The 12,509-nt window shown below is 52.2% G+C and carries 11 protein-coding genes; 9 read left to right on the forward strand and 2 right to left on the reverse strand.

The window, feature by feature from the left end; all coding sequences use genetic code 11:
* Positions 1 to 774: an RDD family protein gene (locus QOL41_RS05905; RefSeq protein WP_283429009.1), complete on the reverse strand. Its 774-nt coding sequence runs from the start codon at positions 772 to 774 to the stop codon at positions 1 to 3.
* A 40-nt stretch (positions 775 to 814) separates the two neighbouring features.
* Between QOL41_RS05905 and rapA the strand changes: the two genes are divergently transcribed.
* The 5 genes from rapA (at position 815) to QOL41_RS05930 (ending at position 8,839) form a co-directional block, all read left to right on the forward strand.
* Positions 815 to 3,799, forward strand: a complete 2,985-nt coding sequence (rapA, locus tag QOL41_RS05910; protein WP_283429010.1) for an RNA polymerase-associated protein RapA — start codon at positions 815 to 817, stop codon at positions 3,797 to 3,799.
* A 3-nt stretch (positions 3,800 to 3,802) separates the two neighbouring features.
* Positions 3,803 to 4,942 carry a glutamate 5-kinase gene (gene proB / locus QOL41_RS05915; protein WP_173654030.1) on the forward strand — a complete coding sequence of 380 codons (1,140 nt, stop codon included), beginning with the start codon at positions 3,803 to 3,805 and terminating at the stop codon, positions 4,940 to 4,942.
* Positions 4,943 to 5,019: 77 nt separating this feature from the next.
* Positions 5,020 to 5,727 carry an SMC-Scp complex subunit ScpB gene (gene scpB / locus QOL41_RS05920; RefSeq protein WP_072797100.1) on the forward strand — a complete coding sequence of 236 codons (708 nt, stop codon included), beginning with the start codon at positions 5,020 to 5,022 and terminating at the stop codon, positions 5,725 to 5,727.
* Entirely contained in the window at positions 5,727 to 8,339 is a 2,613-nt protein-coding gene (gene mutS / locus QOL41_RS05925; RefSeq protein WP_283429011.1) for a DNA mismatch repair protein MutS, read from the forward strand. The genes scpB and mutS overlap by 1 nt, the downstream gene beginning before the upstream one ends.
* The gene (locus QOL41_RS05930) at positions 8,336 to 8,839 is read left to right on the forward strand and encodes an HD domain-containing protein (RefSeq protein ID WP_283429012.1); all 504 of its coding nucleotides are present in this window, start codon (positions 8,336 to 8,338) and stop codon (positions 8,837 to 8,839) included. The genes mutS and QOL41_RS05930 overlap by 4 nt, the downstream gene beginning before the upstream one ends.
* A gap of 12 nt (positions 8,840 to 8,851) precedes the next feature.
* Here QOL41_RS05930 and metF read toward each other — a convergent pair whose 3' ends face one another.
* On the reverse strand, positions 8,852 to 9,742 hold the full coding sequence (metF, locus tag QOL41_RS05935; RefSeq protein WP_088627729.1) for a methylenetetrahydrofolate reductase [NAD(P)H]: 891 nt from the start codon (positions 9,740 to 9,742) through the stop codon (positions 8,852 to 8,854).
* A gap of 203 nt (positions 9,743 to 9,945) precedes the next feature.
* Here metF and QOL41_RS05940 point away from each other — a divergent pair, with 203 nt between their 5' ends.
* From QOL41_RS05940 to QOL41_RS05955, 4 genes are all read left to right on the forward strand, one after another.
* Positions 9,946 to 10,347, forward strand: a complete 402-nt coding sequence (locus QOL41_RS05940) for a Fur family transcriptional regulator (RefSeq protein WP_173654033.1) — start codon at positions 9,946 to 9,948, stop codon at positions 10,345 to 10,347.
* Positions 10,340 to 10,606 (forward strand): hypothetical protein, encoded by a 267-nt coding sequence (locus QOL41_RS05945; RefSeq protein WP_283429013.1) that lies wholly within the window; start codon positions 10,340 to 10,342, stop codon positions 10,604 to 10,606. Before QOL41_RS05940 ends, QOL41_RS05945 begins: the two co-directional genes overlap by 8 nt.
* A gap of 65 nt (positions 10,607 to 10,671) precedes the next feature.
* On the forward strand, positions 10,672 to 11,733 hold the full coding sequence (locus tag QOL41_RS05950) for a metal ABC transporter substrate-binding protein (protein WP_283429014.1): 1,062 nt from the start codon (positions 10,672 to 10,674) through the stop codon (positions 11,731 to 11,733).
* Positions 11,734 to 11,781: 48 nt separating this feature from the next.
* Positions 11,782 to 12,507 (forward strand): metal ABC transporter ATP-binding protein, encoded by a 726-nt coding sequence (locus tag QOL41_RS05955; protein ID WP_173654036.1) that lies wholly within the window; start codon positions 11,782 to 11,784, stop codon positions 12,505 to 12,507.
* Positions 12,508 to 12,509: the final 2 nt, after the last annotated feature.

The raw sequence follows: 12,509 nt of genomic DNA on the forward strand, positions 1-12,509 counted from the left end.
TTAATTATTCTTTTTTCTTTCGTCTTTCGTCTCTCGTCTAATCATATCGTGCACAACTCTTGTGCGGGCGATGTGGTCGTGGAGGGCGCGGCGCTTGGGGTCGATAAAGACAATCAGGTAGCCAAGGCCGTAGAACATGAGCGTGCATTGCGTAATCAGGCTTGCGATAAAGCGGAGTGCGGCGCTCACCCAGCTCATGGGTTCACCGTGGGCGACTTCGACATGAATTTTCACGAGCATTTTGCCGGGGGTTGCTGACTTGATGGCGGTAAATGCGATAAAGTAAACGGCCTGAATCACGCCCCAAATAATCAGGAACAGGTGCGTGCCGGGAACGTCAATCACCTTGTTCAAGGCCTCTTCGGAGGTGGGATTGCTAATGTAGGCGTTCATGGCGTCGGCAAGGGTGTTCAGGTCAATCGCCTGAACGGCGCTCATGATCATCAAAATCAAAACGCCTGTTGCAGACAAAATAACATTGTCGATAAAGTAGGCGATGGCACGGACAAAGAATCCGGCGTAATGCTTGCTTTTGTTGTGCTCGGCAATGATTGCTTCGAGTGCGGCCTTGATCTGTTCTTCTTCGGAAAGCGGAACTTCTTTGGCTTCTTCGGTATCTTTCCAAGCGACCCAGGCTTCCATGCCCGAATGCCACACTAAGGTTTCGTCTTTTATTGTGCCGTCTTTTACAAAGTCCCTGATTTCGTCGATATTAAAGGGACCCTTGCGTCGTTCACCGTCTGTTACGGTTTCATCTATGTAGTACCAAATCATGATGAGCCATAATTTAGAAAAAAAGCTACATTTTGGAGGTATGATGAATTTCAAGATTGGCCAACGCTATGTAAGTCAATCGGAACCTACTCTCGGGCTTGGTATAGTCACCGAGGTGCAAGACCGTATTGTTAAGATTTCTTTCCCCGCTGTAAGTGATGTCCGTTGCTACCGTTCCATGGGTGCCCCTGTGGACCGCTTTGAACTTTCGGTGGGTGATACCGCCAAGAGCGAAAAGGGTATGTCTTTTACCGTGGAATCGGTGAAAGAAGTGGACGGCTTGTTGGTTTATACGGGCCGCGCCGGCAGACAGATGAAGGAATCTGAACTGAGCGGCAAGATTTCGATTGCGCGTCCTGCGGACTTGTTCAAGGCCCTCATGGAAAATCGCGTGTCGAACAGTGTGCAGTTCGGTCGCCGTGAATCTGCCATGGAACTTTCTTGCAAGTGGATTTCTTCGCCGGTGCGTGGCATGATTGGCCCGCGTACCTCGATGATTCCGCACCAGTATTATTTGTGCCAGCGCGCCTGCGACAGTTCGACGCTCCCGCGCTTGATGCTCTCTGACGAAGTGGGTCTCGGTAAGACGATTGAAGCCGGCATGATTTGGCATGCGCTCAAGGCTCGCGGCCGCCTGACCCGTACATTGATTATTGTGCCCGAAACGCTGAAGCACCAGTGGCTTGTGGAAATGAAGCGCCGCTTCAACCACTTGTTCACGCTGGTGGACGAAGGCTACATCAAGGGCTTGTTCGTGAACGACGACGATGACCGCCCGAATCCGTTCACGATTGCAAACGATATTATTTGCTCCATCGACTTCTTGATCAAGCAACCCGCACTGATTGAAGACTTGCTCAAGACGACTTGGGACATGGTGATTATCGACGAAGCGCATCACCTGGTTTGCGAAGACGGATTCACGAGCCACGAATATTTGTTGGCTAACGCCGTGATTCAGCGCTCGAAGGGTGTGCTCCTTTTGACGGGTACGCCGCTGCAGTTCCATCCGGAATCGCAGTTCAACCGCTTGAAGATGCTCGACCCCGTACGCTTTGCGGACTACAACAGCTTTATCAAGGACCAGGATGCCTACCGCAAACTGGTGAACGAACTTTCGAAGTTGCCGACGGACCCCGGTCAGACCATGAGCTGGGACGACTTGAACGAATGCGTGCCGAAGAAGTCGATTATCCGCCCGTGGCTTGAACAGGAAAGCGCAAAGAGCATGCCCGCCGACGAATGGATCCGCCGCATTGTGGATGCTGTGGGTACAGGCTCGGTGGTGTTCCGCAATACCCGTAAGGGTGTGGGCGGATTCCCGAAGCGCGTGCTCGACGAAATTCCGCTGGAACCGAACAAGAATTACCGCGACATGGTGAACGTGGCTGCCGAAAATGATTTGGACATGTCCACCGACATTCAGGAAAATGGTTTGCTTTGCACGAGCTATTCCGACGCTTGGGCGCTGGACGAACGCTACGTGTGGCTCAAGGGATTCTTGAAGGAACATGCCAACGATAAGGTGCTCCTGATTTGTGAATCGATTCAGGTGGTGCAGGCTCTTGAAACGCTCTTGAACGAATACATGGGCGAGGGCGCGTTCTCGATGTTCCATGAGAACATGACGATTATGGCCCGCGACAAGGCCGCTGCAAACTTCAGCAGAGAAAACGGCGCGAACCTGTTGATTGCTTCTGAAATCGGTTCCGAAGGCCGTAACTTCCAGTTTGCTCACCATTTGATTCTGTTCGACTTGCCCCTTGATGCTGCCTTGGTGGAACAGCGTATTGGCCGCTTGGACCGTATCGGTCAGACCGAAAACATCATTATTCACGTGCCGTATGTGAAGGGCTCTGGCCAGGAAGTTATGTTCCGCTGGTACCACAACGGCTTGAACGCCTTCGGTACTCCGATGATGAGCGGTGGCGAATTGTTCCTCAAGTACACCGACGAACTGATTGCCGCCTTGGCCGAACCGCAGGCATTGCTCCAGAACTTTGTGGACACGGTGATTCCGCAGGTCAAGAAAGACTGCGACACCATGCGCAAGAATATTGAAAAGGGCCGCGACCGCTTGCTGGAATTCAACTCTCGCAACCCGGCGAAGGCAAAAGAAATCACCGACGCCATCTTGAAGATTGATGCCGACAAGGACTTGGAAACCCTCGTGTTCTCGTCGCTGATGGACCGCGGTCTTGAAATCGAAAAGAGCAAGATCAAGGGCTGCTACATCATTAGCATGGGCACGCAGGTGGAATCGGGCTCAATTCCTGGCATGCCCGAAAGCGTTGGCATGGCGGGCGCCGGTGGCGGTGGCCGCGTGACGCAGGCTGTCGGAAACTTTGAAGAAAGCTCGGGCGGTGGCGACGAAGATGCTCGCTTCTGCGATACGTCTAGCTTGACCGTGACCTTTGACCGCAATGTGGCCATGGTGCACGACGAAGTGGACTTTGTGAGCTTGGAACACCCGCTTTCGCAGGGCGTGATTGACTTTGAAACCTCGCTGGACAACGGTGCTGTGGCTTGCAACATCTGGCAGAATTCCGGAATGCGCGGCCTTGTGATGCAGTACAATTTCGCGGTGGACTTCTCGGTGGCCGAAGAATGGGGCGTGTCGGACCTTGCTGGCCCGCGCTACATTAGCGTGCTTGTGAACCCGACTGGCGAAGACTTGACCGAAAAGGTTCCGGAACTGAAGACTGCAAACTTCAAGGATGTGCCTGTTCCGCAGGGCAATGCCGCTGTGAACATGACGCTCAAGTATTTCGGTAAAGAAGGCCTTGCCATCGCTCGCCGCATTGTGTCTGCCAAGGCAAAGGAAATTGCCGAAGTGGCCGCTGCCGCTGTCGAAGCCCGCGCCGAGCAGGAATACCAGCGTATGAACCATTTGCTCAGCATGCGTGGCAAGGCGGGTAATAACACCCAGTTGCAACAGCTCCGCAAGAATGCCCAAGAATGGAAAAAAGTAATTTCGAACCCGCAACTCCGCCTCGATGCAATCAGGCTTTTGGTGTGTAGGTAATCTATGAGTGAATTAAGAAAGAATATTCTCGATGAATCCCGTCGCATTGTCGTAAAGATCGGCTCGCGTATTTTGGTCGACTCCGAAAAGGGCGGCGTTCGTACCCGCTATATCCAGAAGCTTGCTGGTTCTGTGTCGCGCTTGATGGAAGCCGGCAAAGAAGTTGTGATTGTGACTAGTGGTGCCGTGGGCACCGGCATGAGCCAGCTCGGCTACAAGGAAAAGCCGACGGTTCTCGCTGAAAAACAGGCCTGTGCTGCCGTGGGTCAGATTGACTTGATGTATGCCTACCGCGAAATGTTCCGCTGGATGCAGCTTTCTGTGGGTCAGATTCTTCTGTCTGCCGAAGACTTCCGCGACCGCAATCGCTACAAGAATTTGCAGAACACCATCAAGGCAATGCTAGCCCGTAAGATTGTTCCGATTATCAACGAAAACGACTCGCTCGCTGTAGCCGAAATCAAGGTGGGTGATAACGACAAGCTTTCGAGCGATGTGGCGCTGTTCCTTGATGCCGACTTGCTTTTGATTTTCACGGACGAAGACGGACTCTTCGATGATAATCCGAAGAAGAATCCGAACGCCCGTTTGCTCCGCTTTGTGCCGGAAATTACGCCTGCTGTTTTGGCCCTTGCGGGTAAGCCCGGTGAAACGGGTTCTGCCGTGAGTACCGGCGGTATGCGCAGCAAGCTCGAAGCCATCCGTAACGTGACCAAGAGCGGTTGCAATGCGTTCCTCGCCAGTGGTATGAAGGTGTTGCCGCACGAAGTGATTTTTGAAAATGCCGAAGGCACGCTCTTTGTGGGCTCCAAGAAAAAGCTCAATAGCCGTCAGCGTTGGCTCAGCTTCGTAACGACTCCGCGCGGGGCCGTGGTGGTTGACGAAGGTGGCGTGAAGGCTCTGCGCGAAAAGCATTCTAGCCTGCTCCCCGTGGGCGTTTGCGCCGTCAAGAAACACTTTGACAAGGGCGACCTGATTGAAGTCTTGAGTCAAGACGGCGAAGCCGTGGCACGCGGTGTCGCAAAGTTCGACAGCGAAACGTTAAAGCTTGTTCTCCGCAAGAAGACCGCCCAGGTTCATGAACTCTTGGGCAAGGATGTCGCCGACGAACTGATTCACAAGAACGATCTGGTCGTGTTCTAGCTTAGAATGTCATCCCGGCCCCCGAGCCGGGATCTATTGGTAGATCTTGAACTGAAAATTTGTATCTTGGTAAGCGTATGGAAGAAAATCAGAATTTGGACGATTTGGCCGAAGAATCGGCGGAACTCCCGAAAGTCGAGAGCCAAGAGGATTTGGCCCGCATTATCCAGGCGCTCGTGTTTGCGTCTCCTGACATTGTGACGCTTAAGAAACTGCGTGAAATTCTGGGCGATTTTTTGGATGCGCGCTTGGTGTCCGATGCTTTGATTGCGGCGAACGATTCGCTGAACAAGATTAATTCCCCGTTTGAAATTGTGGAACAGGCGGGCGGTTACCGCTTTAGGACCCGCGCCAAGTATTACCCGTGGGTGCGCAAGCTGTTCCCCGAAGCAAACGCCCGTAGGCTCAGCCAGGCGGCGCTTGAAACGCTGGCTGTGATTGCTTACCAGCAGCCGATTACCAAGGCGGCGATTGAACAGGTGCGCGGCGTGTCGTCGGTGGATGGCCCGATCCGTAACCTGCTCGACAAGGGCTTTATTGCTCTCGGTTCCCGTGCCGATACGGTCGGAAACCCCTATACCTACGTGACCACGCAGGAATTCATGAAGTATTTTGGCATCAACCGCATTCCCGAAGATTTGCCGCGACTCCGCGAATTCAGTGAACTTCTGGAAGCGGGAGCCTTGGTGCCGCAGTATGCGAAACCCGAATCGGTGAGCCCCGAAGAACCGGTGCAGCCCGAAGAAAATCCGGACCAGGTTGAATTGTCGATGGGAGATGCCTAATGGCTGTGACCCCGTTAATGCAGCAGTATTACGAGATCAAGAAACAGAATCCCGGCTGCATCTTGTTTTTTAGAATGGGCGACTTCTTCGAACTTTTCGAAGACGATGCTGTGGTTGCCTCGAAGATTTTAGGACTTACGCTCACGAGCCGCAACAACGGCGCCTCGGGTGCGACCCCTTTGTGCGGATTCCCGCACCATGCTGCGGATCGCTACGTGCCCAAGATGGTGGCGGCGGGCTACCGCATTGCTATTTGCGAACAGGTAGAAGACCCGAAGCTTGCAAAGGGTATCGTCAAGCGCGACATTGTGGAAATTATCAGTGCCGGTACCGCGATGGATGAGTCGAACCTGAATGCGAAAGAAGCAAATTACCTTTGCGCGTTCATTCCCGAAAAAGATTCGGTTTCGTTTGCGATTGCCGACGTGACGACCGGCTACCTCGCTGCATGCAAGAGCTCGGTGCAGGCTTTCGAATGTGAATTCTGCCGCCGTATGCCGAAAGAAGTCGTGGTGCCCGAAGGAACCGTGATTCCTAGCGGCGTGATGGATTTGATCCGCTCCGAAAACATTCTGGTGACGGAACTTCCGGCATTCCTGTTCAGTGAAGATTCCGCGAAGGACGTACTGTTTACGCACTTTAAGGTCGAGGCTTTGGATGGTCTCGGCTTGGACGGGCGAGTGGTTGAAACGCAGGTGACGGGAGCGCTTCTCCAGTACCTGATGGACCAGAAGAAGTCCGAACTTTCGCATTTTACGACGCTCGAGATTCTGAATCTCGACGATTACATGACGCTTGACCCGAGTACGCTGCGTAACTTGGAACTGGTGCGTCCATTGAATGCTGACGACATCAGCAGCACGCTCTGCTACGTGCTCGACTTTACGGTGACCGCGATGGGCGGGCGCAATCTGAAGGAGTGGGTGAGCCATCCTTTGATTTCGGTGGACCGCATCAAGGAACGCGAAGAAGCCGTCGAAGAACTCGTCAATAATCCGGTCGCGCTTGACGAACTGAAGGAATCGCTGACTTCGATTCTTGATATGGAACGCCTGATGGGCCGTGTGGGCTCTGGCCGCGCGAATGCCCGCGACTTGGCGGGCATGGGCCGTTCGCTTTCGCAGGCTTCTAAGGTAGCTGACGTGCTTGAAGGATTGAATTCGCCGATTTTTGAACCGATGCGAGCGGCCCTCATTGCCGCCCGTGGCCGTGGCGAAGAACTTCTTTCGCAATTTAACGATGACTTGCCGCTGACCGTTCGCGAGGGCGGCATGATTCGCGCGGGTGCAAATGCGGAACTCGATGCCATGAACGAAGACATCAAGGAACGCCGCGAATGGATTGCCTCGCTTGAAGTCCGTGAACGAGAACGCCTCGGAATTCCGAGCCTTAAGGTTGGCTACAACCGCGTTTTCGGTTACTACATTGAAATTACCAAGGCGCAGATGGCGAAGGCGACAGCCCCGATTCCCGACGAATACATTCGCAAGCAGACGACGGTGAACGGCGAACGCTACATTACGCCCGAGATGAAGGAATGCGAATCCATCATCAGCAATGCCGAAGTCAACATTCATGCGCTGGAATACAAGATTTTCTGCGAACTCCGCGAACGCGTGAACAGCTGGCGTGCCGAACTCCAGGAAATCGCGAATGCGATTGCGCACGTGGATACGCTTTATAGCTTTGCCCGCGCCGCCCGCAAATACAATTACGTTTGTCCCGAAGTCTTCGAAGGCTCGGGTATCGAAATCAAGGGCGGTTTCCATCCGGTGATTGTCGCGGTCAATTCGGACCTTGACTTTATCCCGAACGATGTGAATCTTTCGCCCGAAGCGACCCGCTTGATGCTCATTACGGGCCCGAACATGGCCGGTAAATCAACTTACCTGCGCCAGACGGGACTCATTGTGCTCATGGCGCAAATCGGCTGCTTTGTGCCGGCGGAAAGTGCCCGCATCGGCGTGGTGGATCGCATCTTTACGCGCGTGGGCGCAAGCGACCGCTTGAGCCGTGGCCTTTCGACGTTCATGGTCGAAATGATCGAAACGGCGAACATCTTGCGCAATGCGACTTCGCACAGCTTGGTGCTCCTCGACGAAATCGGTCGCGGAACCAGTACCTTTGACGGCCTCTCGATTGCGTGGGCGATTGTAGAAACTCTGCACGATGAGCCTGCCCGCGCCGCCATCACGCTGTTTGCAACGCACTACCACGAACTCACTGGCCTTGTAGAAAGCCTTGAACACGCCGGCAACTTCCAGGTGGGTGTTCAGGAAAAGGGCGACAAGCTCATCTTCTTGCACAAGATTCTCGAAGGCGCTTGCGATTCTAGCTACGGTATTCATGTGGCCGAAATGGCGGGCCTCCCGAACAATGTGCTCCGCCGTGCACGCAAGATTCTTTTGCGTCTCGAAAAGCAGAAGATTGACCCGAGCGATGGCGCTACCCACAAGAAGCTTATGGAAAAGCCGCAGGTCGACCTGTTCGCACCTCCCGACGAATCCACGCAGCTCCTTAAAGAAGAAATCCGCCGCCTGAAACCCGAAGAAATGACTCCGATCCAGGCTCTCCAATGCCTGATGGACTTGAAGGAACATTACGGGAAATGATTGACTTTGCCGCCTTACAAGAGTTTGTCTATAGCAATCGAATCGTGGATTCGACGATTCATGGACTTTCTCATTGGCGGCAGGTGGAATTCAATGGCTTGCTTCTCGCACCCATTACAGGTGCCGACGTGACAGTCGTGCGACTGTTCGCTCTCTTTCACGATTGCAAACGCGAAGATGACGGCTACGATGGCGAACATGGTGAACGCGGAGCCGCCTTTGCCAAGGAATGCTTCGAAAAAGGCCTTCTTGATATCACGCAGGAACAGTTCGACAAACTGTATCACGCCTGCTTTTACCACACCAAGGAACATCAGACTGATGATCCGACCATCAACACTTGCTACGACGCTGACCGCCTAGATCTCGGCCGTGTGGGCATGTCGCTCAATCCGAAAAAGATGGCGACAGCACCGGGTGCAAGAATCGCCCACAAGTCTTTGCGGGCGAAAGTTGATGTCTATGAAATGCGCGAATGGTTAAAGACGATTGTTCTTTAACCTCGCGAATAATTAACCGGCAAAATTTTTTCCCAAAATTGCAGTGACGTTCTTGAGAATGCCTTCTGCAACGTCGGGCTTGTTCATCGAATACACGTGAACGTTCGTGATGCCGTTGGCGTACAGGTCAATGATCTGATCACTTGCGTAGATAATGCCGGCTTGCTTCATAGCTTCGGGATCGCTACCGAACTTGTCGACTAGCGACTTAAAGCGCTGCGGCATGAATGAACCGGAAAGCTTGATGGCGCGTTCCACCTGGTTGGCGTTCGTAATCGGCATAATACCGGGGAGCACCGGGCAGTTGACGCCTGCATCGCGCAGCTTGTAGAGGAAGCTGAAGAACAGGTTGTTGTCGAACACCATCTGCGTGGTCAAAAAGTCTGCACCGGCATCGACCTTTTCCTTAAGGTGCTTGATGTCTTCGGCCTGGTTTGCACTTTCGGGGTGCTTTTCGGGGTAGCAGGCGGCACCAATGCAGAAGTCGGCATCAGAGGCCTTGAGTTCGCGAATGAGTTCGACGGCGTAGTGGTAGTCGCAATTGTCGCGGCCCTTTTCGATGAGTTCCGGGGTCAAGTCGCCGCGGAGTGCCATGACGTTCTTGATGCCTGCGGCCTTCATGTCTTCGATGCGCTGGTGCACCGTTTCCTTGCTGCTAGAAACGCAGGTAAGGTGGGCAAGCATCGGGATGCCGAACTTTTGCTTGAGGTTCTTGGCAATATCAAGAGTGAAGTGGCTAACGCCGCCGCCTGCACCGTAAGTCACGCTCATGAAGGCGGGGCCAAGGGCTGCAATCGATTCGGTGGCGGCCTTGACGCTTTCGAAGCTCGTCTCTTTTTTAGGCGGGAACACTTCGAACGAAAGGCTCATCTTGTCTTGCTTCAGAATGTCAACAATCTTCATAATCTCTCCGTGGGCGGGTCGAACCGGCACCCTAAGTCTATGCAAATATTTTAATATATGCATAAATATATAAAATGTTCGGGAATGTGGCAAGTGCAAAAGGCGGGAGAGCCCTTGCACTGTAAAAATTAGATAGTTGAGCAAACTTGACAATCATTTGCAAATTGACTAAATTTGAATTTGCAAATAGATTGCAATTTAAAATGGCCAAATCGGAATATAAAACACAGACTCGCCAAATGATTTTGGACTATATGGTCGGGAATCCTGATCGGATTTTCATGGCCTCTGAAATTGCGCAAAGTCTGCCGGAAGTTTCGCTGAGTACCATTTATCGCAATCTTTCTAGGCTCGAAAAAGCGGGAATGATCCAGATTGTCGGTGCCGCAGATAATAATGAATTGCAATACCGTTACACAGGCCCTGGCCAATGCGAAGAGAAAATGCACCTCGTGTGCAAGGAATGCGGCAAGTTTTTCCATTTAGAAGGCCCCGCCCTCAAGGTTTTGCAGCTTTCGGTTCAGCGCAGTGGTTTCGAACTAGACCAGCAACAATCAGTTTTACTCGGGCGTTGCTCCGGTTGTTCGCGGAGGCGTCATGATTAACACCTTGTTCAACAAATTGCTTGTGGCGCTAGCTTCGCTCTATGTCGCCAAGCACTTGAAGCACCATTGTCACGGCGAACATTGCCACGTATGTCACCATATCCATCGTTGTCTGGAACTGATTTCGGTATGCATGGAACTGGTGGTGGCACCATTTGAACTTGCACTTCGATTTTTCTATTTCAAACTAGTTTGTTTTAAGGCTGCGACTTCGCAGTCGATGACACTTGTATCGCAGAAAGTCCTTTTACTGAATTGATGTTTGCCGTATTCCGGTTTTAATTATCAATTCAATTTATAGCCCGAAAGGGTAAAGGACTTATAATGAAAAAAATTGCAGCTTATGCAATGTTTGTTTTGGTGGCAGCCTTAGCGCTTGTCGCCTGCAGTGCGGAATCGAGCGAGAAAGCGCCTGCAAAAAAGAAAGTTTCTATTGTCGCGACGATTTATCCGCAGTATGATTGGCTGAAGAATGTTCTCGGAGATCGTCAGGACTCTGTGAACCTGAAATTACTCATCAAGAACGGCACAGATTTGCACAGCTACAAGCCGTCGGCACAAGATGTTGCCGCAATTGCAAGCGCTGATATGGTTGTGTACGTGGGTGGCGAATCGGATGCTTGGATTGAAAAAGCTTTGGCTGCAACACCGAAGGCTGGCCGCGTGCAGGTGAATCTGATGCAGGCTTTGGGTGACCGCGTCAAGGAAGAAGAAATCGTCGAAGGCATGCAAGCCGAAGAGGATCATCACCACGAACATGGCGAAGAAGCAGAAGAACACGAACATGAACATCATGAGCATGCAGAAGAACATGAGCACGAACATCATGAACATGCTGAAGAAGCCGAAAACGATGAACATGTTTGGCTCTCGCTGAAGAATGCCGAAATATTGGTGATGAATCTTGCAGACGCCATCTCGAAAGTGGATACGGCGAATGCTACGGAATACCACATGAACGCGGGTCTTTACATTGCAAAGATTAGCGCTTTGGATGCCCAGTATCGAGCAACAACGGACAGCACTGCCCTCAAGACAATCCTATTCGGTGACCGTTTTCCGTTTCGCTATTTGGTGGATGATTACGGCATTAAGTATTTTGCCGCGTTTGTTGGTTGCTCCGCCGAAAGCGAAGCGAGCTTCGAGACGGTAGCCTTCTTGGCTGGCAAAATGGATTCGCTTGCACTCCCTGCCATATTTACGATTGACGGTAGCAATGGAAAGATTGCCCGTGCGATTCTCGATGCTAGCAAGAAGTCGAAGAACGCTCAGGTTCTCACGCTGAATTCGATGCAGTCGGTGACCGATGCCCAAATGCAATCTGGTGTAGATTACCTTTCGATCATGCGTGAAAATTTGGAAGTATTGAAAAAAGCGATAAAGTAATGTGTAATGAGTGATGAGTAGTGAGTAATCAAAAGCAGAGAATGAATAATGAATAGTGAAGATGTACAGAAAAAAAATCTTAGCCAAAATTCTCAAAGGGAGCCGCAGGCAACCGAGCTCACTGCCCATACCTCGTTGCTCAAATGTCGCCAGTTGACTCTCGGTTACGGGAACAAGGATCTGGTACGCGATTTGGACTACGATGTAAACGCAGGTGATTACCTGTGCATTGTGGGCCGCAACGGTTCCGGAAAGACGACTTTTTTGAGAGGAATCGCGGGCCTGCTCAAGCCGAAATCGGGAGTCATCGAACTTTGCGATGGCCTTTCTCGAAACCAGATTGGTTACCTGCCGCAAATGACAATCGTGCAAAAGGATTTCCCGGCCTCGGTCGAAGAAATCGTGCTGTCGGCATTCCAGGGAAAGCACCGCTTACTGCCATTCTACAGAAAGGCGCACCGGGATCGCGCCATGGAATGCATGGCGCTAACCCGTACCGAAAGCCTCGCGAAATCTTGTTTCCGCGAGCTTTCGGGGGGCCAAAAGCAGCGCGTGCTTTTAGCGAGGGCCCTGTGCGCCGCTGAGCGCCTGCTGCTTCTCGACGAACCGGTAACGGGTCTCGATCCGGAATCTACAGAAACGATGTACCGCATTATCGAAAACCTGCATCAGCAGGGAATGACTGTTGTCATGGTCACCCACGATGTGGATACTGCCCTAGATGACGCCACCCGCGTGCTGGACTTCAACACCATTTCGGTGAAGGGAAAATAATC

Origin of the sequence: Fibrobacter sp. UWB10 (genome assembly GCF_900182935.1) — a bacterium.
Classification (GTDB): domain Bacteria; phylum Fibrobacterota; class Fibrobacteria; order Fibrobacterales; family Fibrobacteraceae; genus Fibrobacter; species Fibrobacter succinogenes_O.